Origin of the sequence: Pseudomonas sp. BN606, from assembly GCF_029873115.1 — a bacterium.
In the GTDB taxonomy this organism is placed as follows: domain Bacteria; phylum Pseudomonadota; class Gammaproteobacteria; order Pseudomonadales; family Pseudomonadaceae; genus Metapseudomonas.
The window spans coordinates 19,867-44,060 of sequence record NZ_SSOF01000083.1; the positions used below are offsets into that span (position 1 = coordinate 19,867).

A 24,194-nucleotide genomic window follows, 5' to 3' on the forward strand; every position below is an offset into this window, starting at 1 on the left:
GGGTGGGTGCCTGCAGGCGCTGTGCCTCTTTCTGCGCCGTTTGGTACTAAGGACAACACCATGAACAGCATGAATCTTGCCTGGTCGTCGGATTATTCGACCGGGATCTCGATCATTGACGAGCAGCACAAGCGTCTCTTCGACTACTTCGCCGAGATCGAGGAAGGGGTCGCCCGCGACGATTCGCAGGGGCTCGAACTCGTAGTGCATGGCCTGATCCACTACGCCATTTCCCACAACACTTACGAAGAGTCGCTGATGGAGCAGGCTGGATATCCGATGCTGGAGGCGCATCGGGCCACCCATGAAAGTTTCAAGGCGCGGGCCCAGGACCTGCTCAAGAAGCTTGAATCAGGTGAGGCGCCCGCCAAGGTAGCGGCCAAGGCAAGAATCTTCATCGGCCTCTGGCTGGTCAGCCACGTCAAGCAGGAAGACCAGGACTACGTGCCTTATGTGAAGAAACTTGGGCGCAAGAGCCTGATGTCGTCGCTTTTGGGCAAGCTGTTCGGTTGAATGCGTATCTGGTCGATTGAGTCAATTCGCTCTGAGCGCTTGCGTCATTGAGGGCGCAAGGCGCTGGCGCCTAACCTGCGGCACGACTTCGGCCCAGGGAGGCAACCCCATGCAGCGCATTCATTTCGAGACCGAACACAATCTGTTCCGCGAGGCTTTCCGAGCCTTCCTGCAAAGGGAAGTGGTTCCGCACCAGGACGAGTGGGAAGCGGCCGGCGTGGTCGACCGCAGCGTGTGGAAGAAAGCTGGGGAGATGGGCTTCCTGCTGCCTTGGGCGGACGAGGAATACGGTGGTTCCGGGCTCAAGGACTTCCGTTACGAGCAGATCATGTGCGAGGAACTGGCCTACATCAACGAGCCGGGCTTCATGATTCCTCTGCATTCGGCCCTCTGCGGCCCCTACATCGCCGAGTACGGCAACGCCGAGCAGAAGGCGCGCTTCCTACCGGGAATCATCCGCGGCGAAACCATCCTCGCTGTGGCCATGACCGAACCTTCCGCTGGCTCCGATCTGGCTGGCATGCGCACTACCGCAATCGACAAGGGTGACCATTACCTGCTCAACGGCTCCAAGGTGTTCATCTCAAACGGGCTGCTGGCGGACGTGGTGATCGTCGCCGCCAAGACCGACCCGGCGAACAAGCACGCCATGGGTCTGTTCCTGGTGGAGCGGGGCATGGAGGGTTTCGAGCGTGGTCGCAACCTGAAGAAGCTGGGCATGAAGAGCCAGGACACTGCCGAGCTGTTCTTCAATAACGTGAAGGTGCCGAAGGAAAACCTGCTGGGCGATGCCAAGGGTGGCTTCTTCTATCTGATGAACATGCTCGCTCAGGAGCGGCTGACCAATGCCTGCGGTGCAGTGGCCGGCGCCGAGGCCGCGCTGCTCACCACCATCGACTACGTGAAGGAGCGCAAGGCCTTCGATCGGCCCGTAGCGCACTTCCAGAACACCCGCTTCAAGCTGGCCGAGATGCGTACCCAGATCGACGTCGCGCAGGTGTTCACCGACCGCTGCGTGATGGACCACAACCAGAAGAAGCTCACTCCCGAGGTGGCCGCCGAGGCCAAGCTGTTCACCACAGAACTGCTGTGCAAGGTGGTGGACGAAGGCGTGCAGTTGCATGGCGGCTGGGGCTACATGTGGGAGTACCCGATCTGCAAGATGTACGCGAACGCGCGTATCCAGCGCATCTTCGCCGGCACTTCGGAAATCATGAAAGAGATCATCAGCCGCGGGATGAAGCTCTGAGGATGGCGGGCGGTGCGCGTGGCGCACCGTACAAATGTGCCCCGTAGGGTGTGCTGTGCGCACCTTGAACAGACACTATTGAGGCAATCGTCATGACTCACGCAAAAGGCGCCATCGATGCCTGGGCCCAGCTTGCTACTGGCCGAACCCGCGAGCTGATACCCGAGGCAGTGCGGCTGTTCGAGAAGTCCGGAACCACGTCCCTGCTCGACAAGGGCCTGAGTCCCGAGCAAACCGTTGCCGAAATGGACCGTGCCGGCATCGACAAGCTGATGGTCAGCGCCTGGTGCCGTCCTGAACGCTGGGTAAGCACTAACGAAGAAGTGGCCGAATACACCCGCGCCTTCCCCGATCGCTTCGTCGGGGTTGCAGCGGTGGACATGAGCAAGCCCATGGCCGCCCTGCGCGAGTTGGATCGCGCCGTGAATGAGCTGGGTTTCAAGGCGCTGCGGGTAGTGCCATGGCTGTGGAAACTGCCGCCCAACCACCGGCTCTACTACCCGCTCTATGCGAAGTGCATCGAGCTGGACATCCCCTTCTGCACTCAGGTGGGCCACACCGGCCCGCTGATGCCCTCGGAAACCGGCCGGCCCGTGCCGTACCTGGACGAGGTGGCGCTGGACTTCCCCGAGCTGCGCATCGTCGCTGGGCATATCGGCCATCCCTGGACCGAGGAAATGATTGGCGTCGCCTGGAAGCACGACAACATCTATATCGATACTTCTGCCTACCTGCCGCGCTACTACCCGCAGGCGTTGATCCAGTACATGAAGACTTACGGCCAGGACAAGGTGCTATTCGGCAGCAACTTTCCGCAGTTGTCGCTCTCGCGTTGCATGGAGCAGGTAGAGGAGATGGGGCTGTCGGAGGATGTGAAAGGAAAATTCCTTCACGGCAACGCACGAAGAGTGTTCAAGCTCTAGAGTGATGGGCCATTGGGCAGCGAGCCGATAACAACAATAAGAGGGGCGAAGGATGAGCGAAGCATTGCCGTTGCAACGTTTCACCCACTGGGTGGCGACCACGCCAGACCGCGTCTGGCTGCGCCAGCCGGTGGCGCGGACCTGGCATCCCATCACCTGGCGCGAGGCCGACGACCGCGCCCGGCGCCTGGCCAGCGCACTGCGGGCCCTGGGCTGCGAGCCGGGCGACCGGGTGGCAATACTTGCGAAGAACTGCGCGGAATGGATCCTGAGCGACATGGCGATCATGCTCGCCGGACTGGTCAGCGTGCCGCTCTACCCGCTGCAATCGGCCGAGAGCATCGAGTACGTGCTACGCCATTCCGCATGCAAGGTGATCATCCTCGGCAAGCTGGATGATGCCGAGCGCCTGGAATCCGGCATTCCCGACAGCGTGGCACGCATCGCCATGCCCTATCCGACGCTGCGCGCCGAACATGCCTGGGGCGATTTGCTGTCGCGTTACGAACCCATGAGTGAAACCCATGAGCAGCGCCCGGACGAACTGCTCTGCATCCTCTATACCTCCGGTACCACCGGCCAGCCCAAGGGCGTAATGCAGACGGCGCGGGCGTTCGCCTTCGCCTCCAGCCGCTCGGTAGGGGAAATGGGGCTGGGGCCGGACGACCGGTTCTTTTCCTACCTGCCGCTGTCTCATGCCGCCGAACGCTTCCTGGTGCAAACCAACAGCCTCTATTGCGGCGGTGAAATCGCTTTCGTCGAATCCCTGGAAACCTTCGCTGAAGACCTGCGTCAGGTGCGACCAACCCAGTTCTTCTCGGTTCCACGCTTGTGGACGCGCTTCCAGCAGGGCGTACTGGAGCGGCTACCCCAGGGGCGACTCGACCGCTTGCTGGCCATTCCGCTGCTGGGGGCTCTGGTGGCGTGGAAGATCCGCCGCGGTCTGGGGCTGGACCGCGCGCGAGTGCTGGTGAGCGGTGCGGCGCCCATTCCGGTGGCGTTGCTGGAGTGGTATCGGCGCATCGGCCTGACTATCTGCGAGGGCTACGGCATGACCGAGAATTTCGCCTACGGCAACTTCAATCGGCCGGGGCAGGTGCGCTTCGGCACGGTGGGCCGGGTGATGCCGGACAACGACCTGCGCATCGCCGATGACGGAGAAATCCTCTACCGCAGCCCATCGCTGATGAGCGGCTACTACCTGGAGCCGGAGAAGAGCGCAGAAACCCTGCGCGATGGCTGGCTGCATACCGGCGACAAGGGGCATGTCGACGACGACGGCTACCTGCGCATTACCGGTCGGGTGAAGGACATCTTCAAGACCAGCAAGGGCAAGTACGTGGCGCCGGCCCCCATCGAGGGCGAAATCGCCAAGAATCTCTGGGTCGAGCAGGTGTGTCTGATGGGCAGCGGCCTGGACCAGCCGCTGGCGTTGATCGAGCTGAGCCCGGCCGCCCGCGAGCAGGCCCGCGCCCAGGTGGAGGCGGACCTGCTGACCACCCTCGAACAACTCAATGACCGGCTGCTGCCCCATGAGCGCGTCAGCCATCTGCTGCTGGTGCGTGAGCCCTGGACGGTGGATAACGGCTGCATGACCCCGACCATGAAGATTCGCCGCAACGTGCTGGAGGCCCGTTACGCCCCGGCGGTCGACCGTCTCGATGCACACCAGGCGTTGCACTGGGAATGACCGCCAGAACATACGCATCAGGAGTTGCCATGAAAGGCCCTTTGTCTTCGCTGAAAATCCTCGACTTCTCCACCCTGCTGCCGGGGCCCTTCGCCTCGTTGCTGCTGGCTGACATGGGCGCCGATGTGCTCCGGGTGGAGTCGCCTACGCGTACAGACCTGGTGCGTGTGCTGCCGCCCCACGACGGCGGCCAGTCCACCAGCCACGCCTATCTGAACCGCAACAAGCGCAGCATTGCCCTGGACTTGAAACGGCCGGAGGCGGTGGAGCTGGTCAGACAACTCGTGCAGGAATACGACATCGTCCTGGAACAGTTCCGTCCAGGCGTCATGGAACGGCTGGGGCTGGGTTATGAAGCGCTGAAGGCGATCAACCCGAAGCTGATCTATTTATCCATCACCGGCTATGGCCAGACCGGCCCCTATCGCGACCGTGCCGGACACGACATCAACTACCTGGCCCTGGCCGGTATCGCCAGCTACACCGGACGCCGCGACAGCGGACCGCTGCCGCTGGGCGTACAACTCGCGGATATTGGCGGCGGCTCCCTGCATGGGGTGATGGGCCTGCTCGCGGCTGTGATCCATCGCCAGGTGACAGGGGAGGGGCAGCACGTGGACGTCAGCATGACCGACTGCGCCTTCGCCCTGCACGGCATGGCGGGTGCCAGCTATCTCGGTGCGGGTGTTGAACCGGCCATGGAGAACCAGGCCCTGAATGGCGGCAGCTTCTACGACTACTACCGTACCCGTGATGGCCGCTGGTTCTCTGTAGGAAGCTTGGAGCCGCAGTTCATGCAGCAGTTCTGCGCCGCCCTTGGCCGTCCCGAGCTGGCAGCGAAGGGACTGTCGCCCAGGCCCGAAGACCAGCAGGAGCTGAAACGGGCAATCGAGATCGAATTCGAAAAGCGCGACTTCGCCGAGTGGGTCGAGGTCTTCGCCGAGCTGGACGCCTGCGTGGAGCCGATGCTGCCGCTGTCCGAGGCGGTGGATCATCCACAGATCAAGGCCCGCGGCCTGGTGGTGGAGGTTCCGCGCGAAGGCTTGCCTGCGCAGAAGCAGATCGGCTGTCCGATCAGGTTCTCTGCCGGCCTGCCCGCGCCGCGCCATGCCGGCGGCCCGTTGGGCTCGCATACCGCTGAAGTGCTGGCCGCGCTGGGGCTCAGCGCCGAGCAGATCGAGGCGCTGAAGGCGGCGAAGGTGGTGGGTTGACGGGGCGAAGCAGGAACCTTGTGGGGGGCGAACTCATTCGCTGAGGACCGCATGGCGGTCCCCGGCCTCCGGTGGGCAGGCCTTCGGCCTGCATGGCGAATGAATTCGTCCCCACAGGTCCGCCACAGGTCCTAAACCTGGCTTTGTTCCCCGCTGAACACCAGAGTCACCTGGCAGCGCCGACAGTAGTAGCGGCGCCCGCGCGTCACCAGGGCGTGGCGCTGGGCGGAGAAAGGATGGCCGTCGGGGCAGGCGCAGCGGTACAGGTAGCGCGTCACCTTGCGCCGGTTCACCTCATAGGTGTGGCAGCGGTTTGGGGGGAGTTCGTAGACCCCGCGCATGATCAGCTGCCATTCCTCGCCATGGGGTTGGATTCGGGGGCCGAACAGTTGATGGGCTACCAGGTGCGCCACTTCGTGGGCGACGGTCTGGCGCAGGAAGTCTTCCTGGTTTTCGCGGTAGAGCTGCGGGTTGAAACGCAGCTTGTTTTCGTCCAGATGGGCGACGCCGGCCTTCTGCCCGCGTAGCTTGAAGCTCACTTCGGGGCGGGGAAACCGGCATTTGAAAAAGGCTTCGGCCTGCTGATAGCAGGCCTCGACGCGGGCAAGTAGCTGCTCGGGCATAGGGCACTCCGTTGGCGCGGAATTATGCCGCAAAGCGTTTGCTGCCCAAAGGTGGTGACGCCGAGCGGTCATTCCCGGCCAAAAGAAAAGGCCGCCCGCAGGCGGCCTTCTGGTCAACGAGGGTTTTCAGCTGGTGTACACCGGCCCCAGGCCGAAGCCCCAGAGGATCACGGCGGAGGCGATCATCGCCACGAGCACCACCAGGCCCACTGCCAGCACCGAGCTGGAGAACAGGAAGCCTTCGTCTTTCGGAATGTTCATGAAAGTCGGTATGCCCACGTACAGCAGGTAGACCGTGTAGCAGATGGCTAATGTGCCTACTGTTGCGCCGAACCAGAGGTGCGGGTAGAGCGCCGCGAGACCGCCGATGAACAGCGGGGTCGCGCAGTAAGCGGCAAACACGATGCACTCGGTAACGCTAGGATTGGCGTCGTAAGTGCGCGCCATCCAGTGGATGAATCCGCCCATCACTGCCACGCCGGCGAGCATCGCCAGATAGGACATGATGGACATCTGCAACGCGCTGGCCTGGGTGAGCATCACGGGATCGCCCTTGCCCAGTACCCAGCCGACCTGGGTGGTGCCGATATAGGCAGAAATCACGGGAATTGCAGCAAGGATCAGGACGTGGGTGAGGTACATGTGGCTGACGCTTTCCTCTTCGCCACGGATCTCTTGCCACTCTTGATCGGGATGGGTGAAGAGCCCCCAAACGTGGTGGATCATGCTGAACACCTCCTCATTATTATGAGGTCGCCCCCCAGCGAAGCGCCGGGGGCGCGTAGCCAGCGCCACCCGGTGCCCGGCCGACCTATGCGACCTTATGTCGCAGTATAGGCAGGCGATTCGGCGACGCCTTAGAGCGAATCGAAGATTCAGCGTCAGCTGTAATAGCGTTGGAGTATTTCCATGGCCTTGTTGATCGATTGCAGGCGCGAGGTGCTGCCGCCGCGATCGGGGTGGTGCTGGCTCACCAACTGGCGGTAGCGCTGCTTGATCACCGCGAGGCTGAGAGGCTGGCTGCCGCTGTGCAGGCCAAACAGCTCCAGTGCCGCGAGCTTCTCTTCACTGCCCTGCATGCGGGTCCAGAAACTGGCCAGCAGGCGTTCCACATCTTCCTCGGTCGTGTGCCGCAGGTTACCCAAGTCCAGGTAATAGTCGCGCAGCGGGTCCAGCTCGCTGAGGGCCGAGGTGGCCCCAGCCTCATAGGGCAGCAGTTGCACGCACAGCGGACTGATGGCCAGCTGCGCAAGGCCGGTGCCGTTCAGCTGGTCGCGCAGGCGGTAGAGCGCGTTGAATACCAGGAAGTGCGTACGGAACAGCACCAGCTTGTCGGTAAGTTCCAAGTGCGGGATGTGGGTGGAGTGGCGGGCCTTGAGGGCCTGGATCAACTGGTACTCGCTCAGCCCCTCGGGGGCCCCGCGCAAGAGTTCGAGGAGCTGGTCGCTGAGGTCCAGGGCGGGATCGAGGTCACTGTTCATCCGCCGGAGCCTAGCACAGGGCGATGATGGGACTGGGGTCGCGCTCGCTTTGTGCGTAAAATAGCCAGCTTTTCGCATTCCCCCCGGATTTCAGAGCACCATGGGCACCCTTTCGGTCAACCAGAACAAACTGCAGAAACGCATCCGCCGCCTGGCCGGCGAAGCCATCGCCGACTTCAACATGATCGAGGATGGCGACAAGGTCATGGTCTGCCTGTCCGGAGGCAAGGACAGCTACACCATGCTGGACGTGCTGCTGTACCTGCAGAAGGTCGCGCCGATCAAGTTCGAGATCGTGGCCGTGAACATGGACCAGAAGCAGCCCGGCTTCCCCGAGCATGTCCTGCCGGCCTACCTGAAATCCATCGGTGTGCAGTACCACATCATCGAAAAGGACACCTATTCGGTGGTGAAGGAGAAGATTCCGGAAGGCAAGACCACCTGCTCGCTCTGCTCGCGCCTGCGTCGTGGCACCCTCTATACCTTCGCCGACGAGATCGGTGCGACCAAGATGGCCCTGGGTCACCACCGCGACGATATCCTCGAGACCTTCTTCCTCAATATGTTCTATGGCGGCACCCTCAAGGCCATGCCGCCGAAGCTGCGTGCCGACGACGGCCGCAACGTGGTGATCCGTCCACTGGCCTACTGCAATGAAGCCGATATCGAGGCCTACTCCATTCTCAAGGAGTTCCCGATCATCCCGTGCAACCTCTGCGGCTCCCAGGAGAATCTGCAGCGTCAGGTGGTCAAGGAAATGCTCCAGGAGTGGGAGCGTAAGTCGCCGGGGCGTACCGAGATCATGTTCCGTGCCCTGCAGAACGTAGTGCCTTCGCAGCTGGCTGACCGCAACCTGTTCGACTTCGCCAGCCTGCGCATCGACGAGACCGCGGCACCGCGTACGCTGGACGTGATCAACATCTGATCGTGCCCTTGCAGGAGAAAGGTTGCTCGCGAAGGTTCGCCAGCAAGCAGGCTCCTACAGGGAATCGTTTCCGCATCGAAAGGACAACGCATGCGCGACTACCGCTGGCTCCACGAATACTGCCTGAACCGCTTCGGCTCGGCCGAAGCCCTGGAGGCACGCCTGCCGCAGCCGCTCGGTGACGCCGAATTGCGTGCGCTCAGCGATGACCGCTATCTGTCGCTGATTGCTCTTCGCGTCTTCCGTGCGGGCTTAAAGCACAGCCTGGTGGACGCCAAGTGGCCGGCCTTCGAGCTGGCCTTCTTTGGCTTCGATCCGCAGAAAGTGGTGCTGATGGGCGCCGAGCATCTGGAGCGTCTGATGCAGGACGCGCGACTGATCCGCCACCTCGGCAAGCTCAAGAGCGTGCCGCGCAATGCCCAGTTCGTGCTGGATGTGGCACGAGAGAAAGGCAGCTTTGGCGCCCTGATCGCCGACTGGCCGGTGACCGATATCGTTGGCCTGTGGAAGTACCTGGCCAAGCATGGCAACCAGTTGGGCGGGCTGTCGGCGCCGCGCTTCCTGCGTATGGTCGGCAAGGACACCTTCATTCCGACCGATGATATGGTCGCGGCCCTCAAGGCCCAGGACATCATCGATAAGGCGCCCACCAGCCAGAAAGACCTGGCCCAGGTCCAGGCAGCTTTCAACCAGTGGCATGCCGAAAGCGGTCGCCCGCTCTGCCAGCTTTCGTGGATGCTGGCCCACACCGTCAATCACTGAACCGTAACGGGCGCTCGGCGCCGGCCGGCAGAGGAGGGGAGCATGTCGGATATCCAGCACGTGGCATCAGCCATCAAGGCGGCCGAGCGAATCCTGGTGATCACCGGAGCCGGGCTGTCAGCTGATTCGGGGTTGCCCACCTATCGTGGATTGGGCGGGCTCTACAACGGCGTCACGGAGGAGGGGTTGCCTATAGAGGAAGCACTTTCCGGGCCGATGCTGCGGCGCAACCCGGCGCTCTGCTGGAAGTACCTCGCCCAGCTCGGCCGCGCCTGTCTGGGCGCCCGGCCGAACGCCGGTCATGAAGCGATTGCACAGTTGCAGCGGCTCAAGCCCGAATGCTGGGTATTGACCCAGAACATCGATGGCTACCACCGCCAGGCGGGCTCGCCGCCGGAGCGGCTGATCGAGATCCACGGCGAGCTGTCGCCGCTCTACTGCCAGTCCTGCGGGGCGGAAAGTTCTGACCTTGCCCGACATCTGGCAGGAGAAATGCCTCCCAAATGCCATGAATGTGGTGGTATTCTCCGCCCACCCGTGGTGCTGTTCGAAGAAATGCTCCCAGAGCAGGCCATCGACAGTCTCTACGCCGAGCTACGCAAGGGATTCGATGCGGTGATCTCGGTGGGAACCACGGCGAGCTTTCCTTACATCATCGAGCCCGTCATCCGCACCCGCCAAGCAGGCGGTTTCACCGTGGAAATCAATCCGGCGCTCACCGACCTGAGCCCCGTCGTCGATGTCCACCTCAGAGGAAAGGCCTTAGATGTTTTGCAAGGACTGCTGAGTCACATTTCGGGCGATTAAATTTGCAAATGGATTTGATAGAGGGCATAGTCGCGCCTTCATCAGAAATCATTCGACACGGTCGTGCCCATGCTGAAGCGCTTCGCACCCCTCGTGCCTCTTACCTTCGCTCTGTTTCTCGCCGCTTGCGCAGGCAATGTGCAGCAGCAACCGCAATCCCAGGCCCAGACCCCCGTAGCCGACGGCGCACCCGATTCGCTGCTGGCGGATCGTGGGCCCACCGCCCTGGATCTTGCCAACCTCACCGACGACGAGCCCTACCAGATGCCGTCCCTGGCCGATGGCCTGCTTGAGCGCGGTTTCGAGCTGGTGGGTACTCCGTACCGCTTTGGCGGCCGTTCTATGAAGACCGGCTTCGATTGCAGCGGTTTCGTCGGTTACCTGTTCAAGGAAGAGGCTGGTATCCAGCTGCCGCGTTCCACTCGCGAAATGATCAACCTGGATGCTCCGGTGATCGCTCGTAGCGAGCTGAAGCCCGGCGACATCGTGTTCTTTAACAATCGTGGCCGTGGCCGCGTCAGTCACGCCGGCATTTATATCGGCGATGACCGCTTCATCCACTCCAGCAGCAGCCGCAGCGGTGGTGTCCGCGTCGACAGCCTCGACGACCGCTACTGGAAGGCCAGCTACATGGAAGCCAAGCGCGTCCTGGCCATGAATACCCCGACTCGCCACCCGCTGCATCGCTGATCCAGTCGGATTCGAGTCGAAACAGCCGAGGCAGCCCTTAGTGGTCGCCTCGGCTTTTTTCTGTCCGGGTTTTACCTGAATGCAAAAAAAATCGCTTTCCGAGTGTGGTCAGGGAACTTTTTCTGTTCGGGTGTGTAGCTTTCTCTTGCAATATCACTGTGAGATCAGCAAATTAGCGTGCACTCCTCAAGTCAGGACTGACTTGCCATGCTCGCACCGAACCGCCTCGCCATTCTTGCCCTGGCCTCGTTGCTCACCGCTTGTGCGAGCAAGGCACCGCCGCCTTACTCTCCTCCTGTCATTGCCGCGCCCTCCCAGCAGTTCTCCCCTGCGGCTGAAGACGTGCTGTTCCGTGCCCTGGGCCTGGTGGGCACGCCCTATCGCTGGGGCGGCAACACCCCGGACAGCGGTTTCGACTGCAGTGGCCTGATCGGCTACGTCTACCGCGACGCCGCGGGCATCGCCCTGCCGCGCTCCACGCGCGAACTGATCTCCATGCGTACGCCCAGCATCAGCCTCAATGCATTGCAAAGCGGCGATCTGGTGTTCTTCGCCACCAATGGCGGCGGGCAGGTCAGCCATGCCGGCATCTACGTGGGTGAGGGGCGCTTCGTACACGCGCCGCGCACGGGCGGAACGGTGCGTCTGGACAGCCTGTCGAACAGCTATTGGCAACGCAGCTATCTCAGCGCCAAGCGCGTAATCTTCGATCCACGCCTGGCCCAATCCCACTGAGGTTGTCATGACCAACCGCACGCTGAACCTCGACGACGCCCTTTACGGCTACCTCCTCGATGTTTCGCTACGGGACACGCCGCTGTTGCAGCGGCTGCGCGCCGAAACCGCCGCCATGCCCATGGCGCGCTGGCAGATCGCGCCGGAGCAGGGCCAGTTCATGGCCTTGCTGGTCAAGCTCACCGGCGCTCGTCGCATTCTCGAAGTGGGCACTTTCACGGGTTACAGCGCCCTGTGCATGGCCGCGGAATTGCCCGTTGACGGCCGGATGATCTGTTGCGACCTGCCAGGTGACTACAACGCTATCGCTCGTCGCTATTGGCAGGAGGCGGGGCTGGCCGAACGCATCGAACTTCGCTTGGCGCCGGCACTGGATACCCTGGCGAGCCTGGAAGATGGCAGCCTCGACCTGATCTTCATCGACGCCGACAAGGCCAACTATCCGGCCTATCTGGACGAGGCCCTGCGCCTGGTGCGCCAGGGCGGGCTGATCCTCTTTGACAACGTACTCTGGAGTGGCCGCGTGCTGGAGTCCGAGCCGGACGACGTCGACACTCGTGCCATACAGGCCCTGAACCTGACCTTGAAGACGGATGAGCGTATCGACCTGTCGCTGCTGCCCGTGGGCGATGGCCTGACGCTCTGCCGCAAGCGCTGACGGGCATGCCCGAACCGATCCGCCTGCCGCCCCAGCCCGACGCCTGCGAGTTGTGTGGCCGGGCTGCCGCGCTCACCCGTCATCACCTGATCCCCAAGGCTCTGCACGACAAGCCCTACGTGCAAAAGCGCTACGCGAAGAACGAGCGCATCACCGCCACCCTCTGGGTGTGCAGGCCCTGCCACAACCAGATCCACAAGCTGTTCAGCGAGAAGGAGCTGGCCCTGAACTACAACAGCCGGGAGGCCCTGATGGGTGACGAGCGCCTGCGCACCTTCGTCGACTGGCTGGCCGCCAAACCCGCCGGCTTCAATCCGAGGCACTGAATGGCACGTGTCCGCTAGCATTTGACGCTACCCCGCGCACCCTCTAACCTTCGCCGCTGCCTCAGGTGCCCCTCGGCTATTGCTGAAGGGGTGAAACAGGGAAGCCGGTCCATTCCTTCGAAGAATCCGGCGCTGCCCCCGCAACGGTAGGCGAGTAGAACGCCGCAATCGGCCACTGTGCCCCAGGCATGGGAAGGCGCGGCACGGGAGTTTCGGCTCCACTCGCAAGCCCGGAGACCGGCCTGTCGCAAGCAGGGCATCGCGGAGTCGTCCGCATGCAGTTCCCTTTAGAGATGTCGCGCGGGTGGCACGACGGAGATCCATACCTTGATTCGCAAGCCTTTCATCAGGCCGGCGGCGCTTGCGCTGCTCGGCAGTTCCTCCATTTCTCCCTTGCTGGTTGCAGCGCCCCTGACGCTGGACGAGCAAGTGGTTACCGCGACCCGTAGCGAACGACCGGTGCGCGCCAGCCTGGCCGCCAGTACGGTGATCGACCGCGAAGAGATCGAGCGCAGCCAAGCGCGTTCGGTGCCTGAGCTGCTGCAAAAAGTCCCGGGCGTGACCTTCAGCAACAACGGTGGCCCTGGCAAGAACACCACATTGTTCATGCGCGGCACCGAATCCGACCACGTGCTGGTGATGATCGATGGTGTCAAGGTGGGCTCGGTCAGCGCCGGCCTCACCGCCTTCCAGGACCTGCCGGTTGAGCTGATTGAACGCATCGAAGTGGTTCGCGGCCCGCGCTCCAGCCTCTATGGCTCGGAAGCGATTGGCGGTGTCATCCAGATCTTCACCCGCAAGGGCGGCAAGGACGGGGCCAAGCCCTGGTTCTCCGCGGGCTATGGCACCCACGACAGCTATGAAGGCAGCGCCGGCGTTTCCGGTGGTGACGACAAGGGCTGGTACAACCTCGGCGTCAGCAGCCAGGACACCGACGGCATCAACTCGCGCCGGCAGGGCAGCGACTATTACGAGCCCGATGCCGACGGTTACCGCAATCTTTCCGGCAGCCTGCGTGCAGGCTATCGCTTCGAGAACGGCCTGGAACTCGATGGCACGCTGATGCGCGCCAAGGCCCACAACGACTACGACGATATCGACCAGTTCGGCTACTTCCACCCCCTGGGCGGGCACAACGCCAATGCCGACAACCGTCAGGAGCTGCTGGGCGGCCGCGCGCGTTTCAGTCCGGCGGAAATCTGGGATGTGACCCTGCAGGCCGGTCGCAGCGAAGACAAGACCACCAGCCGCACCGACGGTGTCTTCGATGCGCGCTTCGACTCCAAGCGTGACAGTGCCTCATGGCTCAACGACCTGACCCTGGCCGAAGGGCACGTACTGACCCTGGGCTACGACTGGCAGCGCGACCGGATCAGCAGTTCAACCGTATTCGACAAGGACTCGCGCCTGAACAAGGGCTGGTTTGCCCAGTACCTGGGAGAGCACGGACGCCAGGACTGGCAGCTCAGCCTGCGTCGTGATGACAACGAACAGTTTGGCACCCACGACACCGGCAATGCCGCCTGGGGCTATGCGATGACCGATGCGGTGCGCTTCAGCCTGAGCTATGGCACTGCCTTCAAGGCGCCCAGCTTCAACGAGCTTTACTACCCCGGATATGGCAATCCCGACCTGGACGCAGAAACTTCGGAAAGTTTCGAGGCCGGCCTTGCCGGGCAGCACGAGTGGGGCCACTGGTCGATCAATGCCTATCGCACTCATGTGGACGACCTGATCGCCTACGATTCCACCCTCGGTCTTTATGGTGGCCCTAACAACATCGGCAAGGCGCGCATCGACGGACTCGAACTGGTGCTGGGCAGTCAATGGCTGGGCTGGAGCTGGAACGCCAACGCCAGTTTCCTCGACACCGAGAACCGCAGCGCCGACACCAACGCCGGCAATGAACTGCCGCGTCGCGCCAGGGAAGTATTCAATCTCGATCTGGACCGCCGTATCGGCCAATTTGGCGTCGGGGCCACTGTGCATGCCGAGGGTCGCAGCTACAACGACCTGGCCAATCGCGAACGCGTCGCCGGCTATGCCACCGTCGACCTGCGCGGTGAGTACTGGCTGACCGAGGAGTGGCGCCTGCAGGCCAAGGTGACCAACCTGCTGGATGCCGACTACGAAACCGCGCTGGACTACAACCAGCCGGGGCAAGCTGTTTACTTCACCGTCCGCTATCAAGCCCTGTGACGAGGTACTCACGATGACCGAATCCGCAGACCGCGACGCCCGCCACAAGGCGCGCATGCAACGCAAGAAGGCCGTGGTCGACGAAAAGATCGCCCAGGCCCAGGACGAGTACGGCCTGCTGCTGGTGCACACCGGCAACGGCAAGGGCAAGAGCAGTTCGGCATTCGGCATGGTCGCCCGTGCCCTCGGCCACGGCCTCAAGGTGGGCGTGGTGCAATTCATCAAGGGCGGTATGTCCACCGGTGAAGAGAATTTCTTCCGTCGTTTCCCGGAAGAAGTCAGCTACCACGTGATGGGCGAGGGCTACACCTGGGATACCCAGGATCGCCAGCGTGATATCGAGAAGGCGCGCGCCGCCTGGACGGTCGCGCGCGGACTGATGGACGACCCGCAGATCGGCCTGGTGGTACTGGATGAGCTGAACATCGCCCTCAAGCATGGCTACCTGGAGCTGGACGACGTGTTGCGTGACATCGAGTCCCGCCCCGAACACCAGCATGTCGTCGCCACCGGCCGGGGCGCGCCCCAGGGCCTGATCGACGCCGCCGACACCGTTACCGAAATGACTCTGGTCAAGCACGCCTTCAAGTCCGGTGTGAAAGCCCAGAAGGGTGTGGAGTTCTGATGTCAGGCACTGCCGCTGTTTTTACCCCCTCTCTATTCAGGGAGAGGGAAGGGGAGAGGTTTTGCCATGTCTGACCTCACTCGGAGCTGCCCCGCACTTCTGATCGCCGCCCCGGCCTCCGGCCAGGGCAAGACCACCGTCACCGCAGCGCTCGCTCGCCTGCACGCCCGCGAGGGCAAGCGGGTGCGGGTGTTCAAGTGCGGGCCGGACTTTCTCGACCCGATGATCCTCGCCCGCGCGTCCGGCGCACCGGTCTACCAGTTGGACCTGTGGATGGTGGGCGAGGCGGAAAGTCGCCGCCTGCTTTGGGAAGCTGCCGGAGAGGCTGATCTGATCCTCATCGAGGGCGTGATGGGCCTGTTCGACGGCTCGCCGTCCGCCGCCGACCTGGCTCGCCATTTTGGTGTGCCGGTACTCGGCGTGATCAATGGTGCCGCCATGGCGCAGACCTTCGGTGCTCTGGCTGTGGGCCTGGCCACCTACCAGCCGGACCTGCCCTTTGCCGGTGTGCTCGGTAATCGCGTCGGCAGCCAGCGCCACAGCGACCTGATCCGCGACAGCCTGCCGGACTGGATTCGCTGGTATGGCTCGCTGCCGCGCAGCGCGGATGTGGAGCTGCCCAGTCGCCACTTGGGGCTGGTGCAGGCCGAGGAACTGGCCGACCTGGATGCACGCCTGGACGCCGCCGCCGACGCCCTGGCCGCCAGCGCAGAAGTGGCGCTACCGCCAGCGGTGAGTTTCGCCGCGCCCGAACTGCAGTCGCTCGGCAAGGAACTGGCCGGCGTGCGTATCGGCATCGCGCGGGATACCTCCTTTGCTTTCCTCTACCAGGCCAACCTCGACTTGCTGCAGCAGCTTGGCGCCGAACTGGTGTACTTCTCGCCGCTGGCCGATGAGTGCCTGCCCGAGGTGGACAGCCTGTACCTGCCGGGCGGCTACCCCGAACTGCATATGCGGCAACTCGAGGGCAATCGCTCCATGGCCGAGGCTATCCGCGCCCACCACGGCGCTGGCAAACCGATCCTCGCCGAATGCGGTGGCATGCTTTACCTGCTGGACGCCCTGACCGACGCAGGAGGTGAATGCGCCGAGCTGGTTGGCCTGCTGCCCGGCCGCGCCACCCTGCAGAAACGCCTGGCGGCCCTGGCTCTGCAGGAAGCGCCCCTGCCGGAAGGCAACCTGCGTGGACACACCTTCCATCACTCCTTGCTGGATTCCACCCTGGAGCCCCTGGTTCGCGGCCTCTGTCCGAACGACAAACCGGTGGCAGAAGCCGTGTTCCGCAGCGCAAGACTCACCGCCTCGTACATTCACTTCTACCTGCCGTCCAACCCAAGGGCGGCAGCGGAGCTGTTCAGACCATGAGCGAACACGCCTTCAGCCCGGAAGAGCGCGCGGCGGTCTATCGCGCCATCGCCGAGCGCCGTGACATGCGCCACTTCAGCGGCGGCGAAGTGGCGCCCGAACTGCTGGCGCATTTGCTAGAGGCCGCCCACCAGGCTCCCAGTGTCGGGCTGATGCAGCCCTGGCGCTTCATCCGCGTCACCTCCAGTGAACTGCGGGAGCGCATCCATGCCCTGGTGGAGGCGGAGCGGGTGCGCACGGCCGAGGCCCTGGGCGAGCGCTCCGACGAGTTCATGCGGCTCAAGGTGGAAGGCATACGCAATTGCGCCGAACTGCTGGTGGCGGCGCTGATGGACGGCCGCGAGGCTCACGTGTTCGGCCGTCGAACCCTGCCGGAGATGGACCTGGCCTCGCTTTCCTGCGCCATCCAGAACCTCTGGCTGGCGGCCCGCGCCGAAGGCCTGGGAATGGGCTGGGTGTCGCTGTTCGAGCCGGATGCCCTCGCCGAACTGCTGGGCATGCCGGCGGGCAGCAAGCCTGTTGCGGTGCTTTGCCTTGGCCCGGTGAATGCGTTTTATCCGGCCCCCATGCTTGCGCTCGAGGGCTGGGCCAAGCCACGTCCGCTGGCGGATCTGGTATTCGAGAACCAGTGGGGGGAGCGCCCATGAGCCTGGGTTTCCTCACGCTCGGCGCCGTGGCGCTGGATGCCCTGTTCGGTGAGCCCAGGGGCTGGCACCCGCTGGTGGCCTTCGGCAGGCTCGCCAACCGCCTGGAGCAACGCTTCAACACGGGCGGGCGTGGCTGGCGCAGTCATGGCGTGAGTGCCTGGGTACTTGCCGTGTTGCCGCTGACCTTCGCTGCCTGGCTGCTTTCGGAACTGCCCTATATCGGTTGGCTGGTGGGCGTCATTGCGCTCTACGCCGCCATTGGCCTGCGCAGCCTCAACGAGCACGCAGAGCCGGTAGCCAACGCACTGCAAGCGGGGGACTTGCCGGAAGCACGCAAGTGCGTCGGCTACATGGTCAGTCGCGAAACCCGCGAGCTGGACGAAGGGGCCGTGGCCCGCGCCGCTACCGAGTCGGTGCTGGAGAACGGTAGCGATGCCGTGTTTGCCGCGCTGTTCTGGTTCGCGGTCGCCGGTGCGCCGGGCGTGGTGCTCTATCGTCTGTCCAACACACTGGATGCCATGTGGGGCTACCGCAATGCACGCTTCGAGCGCTTTGGCTGGGCGGCAGCGCGCATCGACGACGTCCTCAATTACATCCCGGCGCGGCTGGTGGCGCTGACCTACGCCCTGCTCGGCAAGACGGCACTGGCTCTGCGCTGCTGGCGCCGGCAGGCCCCGCAGTGGGACAGTCCCAACGCCGGCCCGGTGATGGCTGCCGGCGCTGGCGCTCTGGGCGTAGCCCTGGGTGGCCCGGCGGTGTATCACGGCGAGCTGCATGAGCGCCCGGTGCTGGGTGAAGGTCCGCAGGCCCGCGCCGAGGATATCCGCCGCGCCATGGACCTGGTGCGCCAGGGCGTGATGCTCTGGCTCGCGGCGCTGATCATCGGAGGCTGGCTCCTTGCTTGAACATGGCGGACGACTTCGCGCGGCGGCGCGGCGTTACGGAATTGCCGAAGCGGGCTGGCTCGATCTTTCCACCGGCATCGCCCCCTATGGTTGGGAATTGCCGGCCATTCCGGTCGCGGCCTGGGCGCGTCTGCCCGAGCTGGAGGACGGCCTGGAAGACGCGGCCCGGCGTTACTACGGCTGCGAGTCGCTACTGCCGGTGGCCGGTTCCCAGGCCGCGATCCAGGCATTGCCGCGCCTCCGTGAGCGCAGCCGGGTAGGGGTGATCTCGCCTTGCTATGCCGAGCATGCCCATGCCTGGCGCCGTGAGGGTCACGAGCTGGAGGCGCTGGATGCGCAAACCGCCGAGCGTGAGCTGGAGCGTTTCGACGTGGTGCTGGTGGTCAACCCGAACAACCCCACTGGCGAGCGACTGACGCCGCAAACCCTGCTGGGCTGGCGCGCTCGTCTTGCCGAGCGGGGCGGCTGGCTGCTGGTGGACGAAGCCTTCATGGACTGCACGCCGCAGCAGAGCCTGGCGAGTCATTGCCCGTTGCCGGGGCTGGTGGTGCTGCGTTCCTTTGGCAAGTTCTTCGGCCTGGCGGGAATCCGCCTGGGCTTCGTCCTGGCCGAAACAGCGTTGCTGGATCGACTCAACGAATGGCTCGGCCCCTGGGCGGTCAGCGGTCCGGCCCGGGCCCTGGCCAAGGCGCTGTTGCAAGATGAAGCGGGGCAAACGGTTCAGCGGCAAACCTTGCTGCGCGATGGTTTGCGTCTGGAAACGTTGTTGCGTGATTGCGGCCTGCCTCCCGCTGGCGGCACCGCGTTGTTCCAGCGCCTGCTCCGCGACGACGCTTTGGCGCTGCACGAATTTCTCGCCGCTCGCGGCATTCTTACCCGGCTTTTCACCTCGCCACCCAGCTTGCGCTTTGGTCTGCCGCCGGACGAAGCCGGCTGGGCACGCCTCGGCCGGGCTCTGACAGATTTTTCCAAGGAGCGCCCATGACGACCCTGATGGTGCAGGGCACCACGTCCGATGCGGGCAAGAGCACCCTGGTGACGGCCTTGTGCCGCTGGCTCAAGCGCCGGGGCATCGCGGTGGTGCCCTTCAAGCCGCAAAACATGGCGCTGAACAGCGCGGTGACCGCCGACGGTGGCGAAATCGGTCGTGCCCAGGCGGTGCAGGCCCTGGCCTGCGGATTGGCGCCGCATACCGACATGAACCCGGTGCTGCTCAAGCCCAATACCGATATTGGCGCCCAGGTGATCATCCATGGCCGCGCCGTCACCAGCATGAATGCGGTCGCGTATCACGACTACAAGAAGGTCGCGATGGCGGCGGTGCTTGAGTCCCACCAGCGCCTGAGCAGCCAGTATTCCGTGGTGATGGTCGAGGGTGCCGGCTCCCCGGCGGAGATCAATCTGCGCGCCAACGACATTGCCAACATGGGCTTTGCCGAAGCGGTCGACTGCCCGGTGATTCTGGTAGCCGACATCGATCGCGGTGGCGTGTTCGCCCATCTGGTGGGCACCCTGGAGCTGCTGTCGGAAAGCGAACAGGCGCGGGTGAAGGGCTTCGTCATCAACCGCTTCCGGGGTGATATCGCCCTCCTCGAGCCGGGCCTGGACTGGCTGGAGCAACGCACCGGCAAGCCGGTGCTCGGCGTTCTGCCCTACCTCACCGACTTCCACCTGGAAGCCGAGGACGCCATCGACCAGCGGCAGTCCGCCAAGACTGGCGATGTGCTGCGGGTTGCGGTGCCGGTGTTGCCTCGCATCAGCAACCACACGGACTTCGATCCGCTGCGATTGCACCCACAGGTACAGCTCACCTTCGTCGCCCCCGGCCAGCCCATTCCGCCAGCAGACCTGATCATCCTTCCCGGCTCGAAGAGCGTGCGTGCCGACCTTGCACGGCTGCGCGAGCACGGCTGGGATCAGGCGCTGCAACGTCACTTGCGCTATGGCGGCAAGGTGCTCGGAATCTGCGGCGGTTTCCAAATGCTCGGACGCACCATCGTCGACCCTCACGCCCTGGAAGGTCCGGCAGGGGAGAGCGTCGGCCTTGGGTTGCTGGACATCGACACGGTGCTGGAGCCGGAGAAACAGTTGCGCAATGTCGCTGGCGCCCTCCGCCTGGAAGACGCGGCGGTGAGCGGCTACGAGATCCACGCTGGCGTCACCACCGGCGTTGGCCTGGAAAACCCCATGGTGGTGTTGGACGACGGCCGCACCGATGGCGCCCGCAGTGTCGACGGCCAGATCATGGGCACCTACCTGCACGGGTTGTTCGAATCCTCCGCCGCCAGTGCCGCCATCCTGCGCTGGGCCGGTCTCGCCGCTGTCCAGGCGGTGGACTACAACGCACTACGCGAGCGCGATATCGAACGCCTGGCAGACCTGGTAGAGCAGCACCTGGATACGCGGAGGCTGCAATTACTGTGCGGATTGTCCCTGTAGGAGCCAGCTTGCTGGCGGACCTTCGGCGCAACCTTCGCCAGCAAGCAGGCTCCTACGGCCGTGCTCCCTATCCAGGGCCAGCCCCACGAACGACGAGGTTTAACGATGCTTGAACTCATCCTCGGCGGTGCCCGCTCCGGCAAAAGCCGGTTGGCGGAAAAGCTCGCTGCTGAAAGCGGCCTCAAGGTCATTTATATCGCCACCAGCCAGCCGCTGGACGGCGAGATGAGCGCGCGTGTCGCCCATCATCGTGCCCGCCGTCCGGAGCACTGGGGGCTGGTGGAAGAACCGTCGCAACTCGCTCGAGTGCTGCGCGAGAGCGCCGCCGACGATACCTGCCTGCTGGTTGACTGCCTGACGCTCTGGCTGACCAACCTGCTCATGCTGGACGATCCGGCGCGGCTGGACGAAGAGCGCGAAGCGCTGCTCGGTTGCATCGCCGGGCTTCCCGGTCGCGTGCTGCTGGTAAGCAATGAAACCGGCCTGGGCGTCGTGCCCCTGGGCGAGCTGACCCGTCGCTATGTCGACGAGGCCGGCTGGCTGCACCAGGCCCTGGCCGAACGCAGCGAACGGGTGATCTTCACCGTCGCCGGCTTGCCCATGATCCTCAAGGGAGATTCCCTATGACTCCGCTGCACTGGTGGCAGGCCCCCTGCCAGCCCCTCGATCCCATCGCTCGTGCCAAGGCCCAGGCCCGGCAGGATCAGCTGACCAAGCCCCGTGGCGCCCTCGGTCAACTCGAGGACCTCACCATCACGCTCGCCGCCCAACAAGGGCGCGAGCGGCCGTGCATCGATCGCCCCTGGTTCGCGGTCTTCGCCGGTGACCACGGCGTGGTGGAAGAGGGCGTGTCCGCCTATCCACAGGCGGTGACCGGCGAGATGCTGCGCAACTTCGTCCGCGGCGGTGCCGCCATCAGCGTGCTGGCCAAAAGCCTCGGCGCAACCCTGGAACTGGTGGACCTGGGCACAGCGTTGCCATTGGAACCCCTGCCGGGTGTGCTGCACCTGCACGTGGGCGCCGGCACCGCGAATTTCGCCCGCGAACCGGCAATGACCGCCGCCCAGTGCCTGATCGCCCTGCAAGCCGGCCGCTCCAGCGTCGAGCGCGCCTTGGGCGCGAGCGCCGATCTTTACGTCGGCGGCGAAATGGGCATCGGCAACACCACCACCGCCAGCGCCCTGGCCTGTGCCCTGCTGGACCTGCCCGCCACCGCGATGGCTGGCCCAGGCACCGGTCTCGACGGCAAGGGAGTGGCCCACAAGATCCAGGTCATCGAACATGCCCTGGCGTTGCATCGCGAAGGCTGCGACAGCCCGCAGGAAACCCTGCGCCGCCTCGGCGGCTTCGAAGTAGCGGCGCTGACCGGCGCCTACCTCGCCTGCGCCCAGCTGGGCCTGCCGGCGTTGGTGGACGGCTTCATCTGCAGCGTGGCGGCGCTATGCGCCGTGCGCCTGAACCCCGCCTGTCGCGAGTGGCTTCTGTTCTCCCATCGTTCCGCCGAGCCGGGTCACGTCGCCGTGCTCGAGGCACTGGAGGCTCAGCCGCTACTGGACCTGGGCCTGCGCCTGGGCGAAGGCAGCGGGGCCGCCATCGCACTGCCGCTATTGCGCCTGGCCTGCGAACTCCATGGCGGCATGGCGACCTTCGCCGAAGCTTCGGTTTCGGACCGGCCGGAATGAAGCTCGACCTCCTGAGGCATGGTGAAACCGAACGGGGCGGCGGCTTTCGTGGCAGCCTCGACGACGCCCTGACCGACAAAGGCTGGACGCAGATGCGCGCGGGCATCGTCGGCGCCGGGCCATGGGACGTGCTGGTGAGTTCGCCCCTGCAACGTTGCGCCGCGTTCGTCTGCGAGCTGGAGCTGCAGCTTGGCCTGCCGCTGCATTTCGATTCCGACCTGCGCGAACTGCACTTCGGTCAATGGGAAGGCCGCAGCGCCGCCGAATTGATGGAGGATCACGCCGAGGGGCTTGGCCAGTTCTGGAATGACCCCTATAGCTTCACCCCGCCGGACGGTGAAACCCTGCTGGACTTCGAGGTTCGGGTGCTGGCTGCCGGTGAGCGTCTGCTGGAGCGCTTCGCCGGAAAGCGGGTGCTGCTGGTCACCCATGGCGGTGTGATCCGCATCCTGGTGGCCCGCGCCCGGCAGTTGCCGCGCACCGGGTTGATGCAGGTGGAAGTGGCCCATGGCGAGCTGTTCCGCCTGACCTTCGACGTACACGGTCTGCGGGAGCGCCCATGACGCCCCTGCTGATCGCCCTGCAATTCCTCACCCGTCTGCCCGTGCGTCTGCCGGGTATGCCGGAGCCGGCGCAGATCGGCCGGTCGCTGCTCTGGTATCCCCCGGTCGGATTGCTGCTCGGCGCACTGCTATTGGGCGGTGCCTGGCTGCTGGACGGGCATCCGCCGCTGTTGTCGGCGGCCCTGTTGCTGGCACTCTGGATCGGATTGTCGGGCGGCCTGCATCTGGACGGATTGGCGGACACGGCCGATGCCTGGGTAGGTGGCTACGGCGACCGCGAACGCACCCTGACGATCATGAAGGACCCACGCAGCGGGCCGATCGCGGTGGTGGTGCTGGTGGTGGTGCTGCTGCTCAAGTTCGCTGCATTGACGGCCCTGTTGCAGGCAGGGCAATGGCTGCCCCTGTTGCTGGCGCCCTGGCTGGCGCGAGGGATGTTGCCCCTGCTGTTCCTTACCACCCCTTACGTCCGTCCCGGCGGCCTGGGACAGGCGATTGCCGAACATCTCCCGCGCCGCGAATTGCCGATGTGGTTGGCGGTTCAGGGGGCACTGATTCTGCTGCTGGGCTGGCCCGCCTGGATCGCCCTGGTGGCGGCGCTGGCGCTGTTTGGCTGGCTGCGCGGGCGGTTCATGCAACGCCTGGGTGGCACGACCGGGGATACGGCGGGAGCGATGGTGGAGTTGGTGGAGGTGGGGGTGTTGGTGGGGGTGGCGTTGTTCGCCTGATCTGCCCTCTCCCCCGGCCCCTCTCCCTGAAGAGGAGAGGGGCCGGGGGAGAGGGGATTGCCGGGAAATGCTTCCTCCGCTGCCAATCGGATGGCTTCGAGCACGGCTTCAGTTTCCTGCAGCACTTCGTGGTTCCAGAACCGCAGGACCCGGAATACCCGCACGACGAACCAGGTGTCTCGCGCTTCATTGGACTTACTTTCCGGGTGCTGCCCGCCGTCCACTTCAATCACCAGCATCCGTTCCTGGCAGATGAATTCGACGATGTAGGGTCCAATGGGTTTCTGCCGCCGAAACTTCATTCCGAGTAACCGCTTTGCGCGCAGATGCTGCCAAAGCCGCTGCTCCGCATCCGTCTGTTCTACCCGAAGCCGCCTGGCAAACTCGAGCCTTTCCATGGCCTTTCCTCTGATGTGGAAAGGCTCGATCTTCTATGCAATCAGCTTCG

26 protein-coding genes, 1 pseudogene and 1 riboswitch are annotated in these 24,194 nt (G+C 64.3%); of the genes and pseudogenes, 23 read left to right on the forward strand and 4 right to left on the reverse strand.

Annotation, left to right across the window (positions count from 1 at the left end; all coding sequences use genetic code 11):
- Positions 1-60: 60 nt before the first annotated feature.
- The 5 genes from E8E75_RS26155 (at position 61) to E8E75_RS26175 (ending at position 5,586) form a co-directional block, all read left to right on the forward strand.
- A complete protein-coding gene (locus E8E75_RS26155) occupies positions 61-513 on the forward strand; it encodes a bacteriohemerythrin (RefSeq protein ID WP_120652029.1) in 453 nt (150 codons plus the stop codon).
- 109 nt (positions 514-622) lie between these two features.
- Complete coding sequence (locus tag E8E75_RS26160; protein ID WP_120652027.1) at positions 623-1,762, forward strand: acyl-CoA dehydrogenase family protein; 1,140 nt, start codon at positions 623-625, stop codon at positions 1,760-1,762.
- A gap of 92 nt (positions 1,763-1,854) precedes the next feature.
- Positions 1,855-2,685, forward strand: coding sequence for an amidohydrolase family protein (locus E8E75_RS26165; RefSeq protein ID WP_120652025.1), 831 nt, complete (start codon positions 1,855-1,857; stop codon positions 2,683-2,685).
- A gap of 52 nt (positions 2,686-2,737) precedes the next feature.
- The gene (locus E8E75_RS26170; protein ID WP_153917878.1) at positions 2,738-4,375 is read left to right on the forward strand and encodes an AMP-binding protein; all 1,638 of its coding nucleotides are present in this window, start codon (positions 2,738-2,740) and stop codon (positions 4,373-4,375) included.
- Positions 4,376-4,404: 29 nt separating this feature from the next.
- Positions 4,405-5,586 carry a CaiB/BaiF CoA-transferase family protein gene (locus E8E75_RS26175; protein WP_153917880.1) on the forward strand — a complete coding sequence of 394 codons (1,182 nt, stop codon included), beginning with the start codon at positions 4,405-4,407 and terminating at the stop codon, positions 5,584-5,586.
- Between the two features lie 131 nt (positions 5,587-5,717).
- Here E8E75_RS26175 and E8E75_RS26180 read toward each other — a convergent pair whose 3' ends face one another.
- The 3 genes from E8E75_RS26180 to E8E75_RS26190 all read right to left on the reverse strand — a co-directional run bounded on the left by E8E75_RS26180 (position 5,718) and on the right by E8E75_RS26190 (position 7,690).
- A complete protein-coding gene (locus E8E75_RS26180) occupies positions 5,718-6,209 on the reverse strand; it encodes a SprT family zinc-dependent metalloprotease (RefSeq protein ID WP_120652021.1) in 492 nt (163 codons plus the stop codon).
- Positions 6,210-6,335: 126 nt separating this feature from the next.
- Positions 6,336-6,935, reverse strand: coding sequence for a Yip1 family protein (locus tag E8E75_RS26185; protein ID WP_028628964.1), 600 nt, complete (start codon positions 6,933-6,935; stop codon positions 6,336-6,338).
- Between the two features lie 155 nt (positions 6,936-7,090).
- The gene (locus E8E75_RS26190) at positions 7,091-7,690 is read right to left on the reverse strand and encodes a DNA-J related domain-containing protein (protein ID WP_153917882.1); all 600 of its coding nucleotides are present in this window, start codon (positions 7,688-7,690) and stop codon (positions 7,091-7,093) included.
- A gap of 100 nt (positions 7,691-7,790) precedes the next feature.
- On the opposite strand from E8E75_RS26190, the gene ttcA reads away from it, so the two are divergent.
- From ttcA to E8E75_RS26280, 18 genes are all read left to right on the forward strand, one after another.
- Complete coding sequence (gene ttcA, locus E8E75_RS26195) at positions 7,791-8,615, forward strand: tRNA 2-thiocytidine(32) synthetase TtcA (RefSeq protein WP_280359900.1); 825 nt, start codon at positions 7,791-7,793, stop codon at positions 8,613-8,615.
- Positions 8,616-8,705: 90 nt separating this feature from the next.
- Positions 8,706-9,377, forward strand: a complete 672-nt coding sequence (locus tag E8E75_RS26200; RefSeq protein ID WP_153917934.1) for a DNA-3-methyladenine glycosylase I — start codon at positions 8,706-8,708, stop codon at positions 9,375-9,377.
- Positions 9,378-9,419: 42 nt separating this feature from the next.
- Complete coding sequence (locus E8E75_RS26205; RefSeq protein ID WP_120652013.1) at positions 9,420-10,184, forward strand: NAD-dependent deacylase; 765 nt, start codon at positions 9,420-9,422, stop codon at positions 10,182-10,184.
- A gap of 69 nt (positions 10,185-10,253) precedes the next feature.
- On the forward strand, positions 10,254-10,874 hold the full coding sequence (locus E8E75_RS26210) for a C40 family peptidase (protein WP_153917936.1): 621 nt from the start codon (positions 10,254-10,256) through the stop codon (positions 10,872-10,874).
- A 207-nt stretch (positions 10,875-11,081) separates the two neighbouring features.
- A complete protein-coding gene (locus E8E75_RS26215; protein ID WP_120652009.1) occupies positions 11,082-11,609 on the forward strand; it encodes a C40 family peptidase in 528 nt (175 codons plus the stop codon).
- 7 nt (positions 11,610-11,616) lie between these two features.
- Positions 11,617-12,267, forward strand: coding sequence for an O-methyltransferase (locus E8E75_RS26220; protein WP_120652008.1), 651 nt, complete (start codon positions 11,617-11,619; stop codon positions 12,265-12,267).
- A gap of 5 nt (positions 12,268-12,272) precedes the next feature.
- Entirely contained in the window at positions 12,273-12,593 is a 321-nt protein-coding gene (locus E8E75_RS26225; RefSeq protein WP_120652006.1) for a hypothetical protein, read from the forward strand.
- Between the two features lie 46 nt (positions 12,594-12,639).
- Positions 12,640-12,854: riboswitch (cobalamin riboswitch) on the forward strand.
- 69 nt (positions 12,855-12,923) lie between these two features.
- Positions 12,924-14,792: a TonB-dependent vitamin B12 receptor gene (gene btuB / locus E8E75_RS26230; protein WP_280359916.1), complete on the forward strand. Its 1,869-nt coding sequence runs from the start codon at positions 12,924-12,926 to the stop codon at positions 14,790-14,792.
- Positions 14,793-14,805: 13 nt separating this feature from the next.
- Positions 14,806-15,417 (forward strand): cob(I)yrinic acid a,c-diamide adenosyltransferase, encoded by a 612-nt coding sequence (gene cobO, locus E8E75_RS26235; protein ID WP_120652000.1) that lies wholly within the window; start codon positions 14,806-14,808, stop codon positions 15,415-15,417.
- A 66-nt stretch (positions 15,418-15,483) separates the two neighbouring features.
- Positions 15,484-16,782 carry a cobyrinate a,c-diamide synthase gene (locus E8E75_RS26240; RefSeq protein WP_153917940.1) on the forward strand — a complete coding sequence of 433 codons (1,299 nt, stop codon included), beginning with the start codon at positions 15,484-15,486 and terminating at the stop codon, positions 16,780-16,782.
- Entirely contained in the window at positions 16,779-17,429 is a 651-nt protein-coding gene (gene bluB / locus E8E75_RS26245) for a 5,6-dimethylbenzimidazole synthase (protein ID WP_153917941.1), read from the forward strand. The genes E8E75_RS26240 and bluB overlap by 4 nt, the downstream gene beginning before the upstream one ends.
- Positions 17,426-18,334, forward strand: coding sequence for an adenosylcobinamide-phosphate synthase CbiB (gene cbiB, locus E8E75_RS26250; RefSeq protein WP_153917943.1), 909 nt, complete (start codon positions 17,426-17,428; stop codon positions 18,332-18,334). The genes bluB and cbiB overlap by 4 nt, the downstream gene beginning before the upstream one ends.
- Positions 18,327-19,319: a threonine-phosphate decarboxylase CobD gene (gene cobD / locus E8E75_RS26255; RefSeq protein ID WP_153917945.1), complete on the forward strand. Its 993-nt coding sequence runs from the start codon at positions 18,327-18,329 to the stop codon at positions 19,317-19,319. The genes cbiB and cobD overlap by 8 nt, the downstream gene beginning before the upstream one ends.
- Positions 19,316-20,773: a cobyric acid synthase gene (locus E8E75_RS26260; RefSeq protein ID WP_153917947.1), complete on the forward strand. Its 1,458-nt coding sequence runs from the start codon at positions 19,316-19,318 to the stop codon at positions 20,771-20,773. The genes cobD and E8E75_RS26260 overlap by 4 nt, the downstream gene beginning before the upstream one ends.
- A 105-nt stretch (positions 20,774-20,878) precedes the next feature.
- The gene (cobU, locus tag E8E75_RS26265) at positions 20,879-21,400 is read left to right on the forward strand and encodes a bifunctional adenosylcobinamide kinase/adenosylcobinamide-phosphate guanylyltransferase (protein WP_120651987.1); all 522 of its coding nucleotides are present in this window, start codon (positions 20,879-20,881) and stop codon (positions 21,398-21,400) included.
- On the forward strand, positions 21,397-22,455 hold the full coding sequence (cobT, locus tag E8E75_RS26270; RefSeq protein WP_120651986.1) for a nicotinate-nucleotide--dimethylbenzimidazole phosphoribosyltransferase: 1,059 nt from the start codon (positions 21,397-21,399) through the stop codon (positions 22,453-22,455). The genes cobU and cobT overlap by 4 nt, the downstream gene beginning before the upstream one ends.
- Positions 22,452-23,018, forward strand: a complete 567-nt coding sequence (cobC, locus tag E8E75_RS26275) for an alpha-ribazole phosphatase family protein (protein WP_153917949.1) — start codon at positions 22,452-22,454, stop codon at positions 23,016-23,018. The genes cobT and cobC overlap by 4 nt, the downstream gene beginning before the upstream one ends.
- A complete protein-coding gene (locus tag E8E75_RS26280; RefSeq protein WP_120651982.1) occupies positions 23,015-23,746 on the forward strand; it encodes an adenosylcobinamide-GDP ribazoletransferase in 732 nt (243 codons plus the stop codon). Before cobC ends, E8E75_RS26280 begins: the two co-directional genes overlap by 4 nt.
- Positions 23,747-23,841: 95 nt before the next feature.
- On the opposite strand, the pseudogene E8E75_RS26285 reads toward E8E75_RS26280, so the two are convergent.
- Positions 23,842-24,144 (reverse strand): annotated as a pseudogene (locus tag E8E75_RS26285) (DUF559 domain-containing protein); the annotation flags it as partial.
- Positions 24,145-24,194: the final 50 nt, after the last annotated feature.

Bases quoted from the DNA above. Each gene is read 5' to 3' on its own strand.
- E8E75_RS26155 (WP_120652029.1), top strand. From the start codon at position 61: ATGAACAGCATGAATCTTGCCTGGTCGTCGGATTATTCGACCGGGATC.
- E8E75_RS26160 (WP_120652027.1), top strand. From the start codon at position 623: ATGCAGCGCATTCATTTCGAGACCGAACACAATCTGTTCCGCGAGGCT.
- E8E75_RS26165 (WP_120652025.1), top strand. From the start codon at position 1,855: ATGACTCACGCAAAAGGCGCCATCGATGCCTGGGCCCAGCTTGCTACT.
- E8E75_RS26170 (WP_153917878.1), top strand. From the start codon at position 2,738: ATGAGCGAAGCATTGCCGTTGCAACGTTTCACCCACTGGGTGGCGACC.
- E8E75_RS26175 (WP_153917880.1), top strand. From the start codon at position 4,405: ATGAAAGGCCCTTTGTCTTCGCTGAAAATCCTCGACTTCTCCACCCTG.
- E8E75_RS26180 (WP_120652021.1), bottom strand. From the start codon at position 6,209: ATGCCCGAGCAGCTACTTGCCCGCGTCGAGGCCTGCTATCAGCAGGCC.
- E8E75_RS26185 (WP_028628964.1), bottom strand. From the start codon at position 6,935: ATGATCCACCACGTTTGGGGGCTCTTCACCCATCCCGATCAAGAGTGG.
- E8E75_RS26190 (WP_153917882.1), bottom strand. From the start codon at position 7,690: ATGAACAGTGACCTCGATCCCGCCCTGGACCTCAGCGACCAGCTCCTC.
- ttcA (WP_280359900.1), top strand. From the start codon at position 7,791: ATGGGCACCCTTTCGGTCAACCAGAACAAACTGCAGAAACGCATCCGC.
- E8E75_RS26200 (WP_153917934.1), top strand. From the start codon at position 8,706: ATGCGCGACTACCGCTGGCTCCACGAATACTGCCTGAACCGCTTCGGC.
- E8E75_RS26205 (WP_120652013.1), top strand. From the start codon at position 9,420: ATGTCGGATATCCAGCACGTGGCATCAGCCATCAAGGCGGCCGAGCGA.
- E8E75_RS26210 (WP_153917936.1), top strand. From the start codon at position 10,254: ATGCTGAAGCGCTTCGCACCCCTCGTGCCTCTTACCTTCGCTCTGTTT.
- E8E75_RS26215 (WP_120652009.1), top strand. From the start codon at position 11,082: ATGCTCGCACCGAACCGCCTCGCCATTCTTGCCCTGGCCTCGTTGCTC.
- E8E75_RS26220 (WP_120652008.1), top strand. From the start codon at position 11,617: ATGACCAACCGCACGCTGAACCTCGACGACGCCCTTTACGGCTACCTC.
- E8E75_RS26225 (WP_120652006.1), top strand. From the start codon at position 12,273: ATGCCCGAACCGATCCGCCTGCCGCCCCAGCCCGACGCCTGCGAGTTG.
- cobO (WP_120652000.1), top strand. From the start codon at position 14,806: ATGACCGAATCCGCAGACCGCGACGCCCGCCACAAGGCGCGCATGCAA.
- E8E75_RS26240 (WP_153917940.1), top strand. From the start codon at position 15,484: ATGTCTGACCTCACTCGGAGCTGCCCCGCACTTCTGATCGCCGCCCCG.
- bluB (WP_153917941.1), top strand. From the start codon at position 16,779: ATGAGCGAACACGCCTTCAGCCCGGAAGAGCGCGCGGCGGTCTATCGC.
- cbiB (WP_153917943.1), top strand. From the start codon at position 17,426: ATGAGCCTGGGTTTCCTCACGCTCGGCGCCGTGGCGCTGGATGCCCTG.
- E8E75_RS26260 (WP_153917947.1), top strand. From the start codon at position 19,316: ATGACGACCCTGATGGTGCAGGGCACCACGTCCGATGCGGGCAAGAGC.
- cobU (WP_120651987.1), top strand. From the start codon at position 20,879: ATGCTTGAACTCATCCTCGGCGGTGCCCGCTCCGGCAAAAGCCGGTTG.
- cobT (WP_120651986.1), top strand. From the start codon at position 21,397: ATGACTCCGCTGCACTGGTGGCAGGCCCCCTGCCAGCCCCTCGATCCC.
- cobC (WP_153917949.1), top strand. From the start codon at position 22,452: ATGAAGCTCGACCTCCTGAGGCATGGTGAAACCGAACGGGGCGGCGGC.
- E8E75_RS26280 (WP_120651982.1), top strand. From the start codon at position 23,015: ATGACGCCCCTGCTGATCGCCCTGCAATTCCTCACCCGTCTGCCCGTG.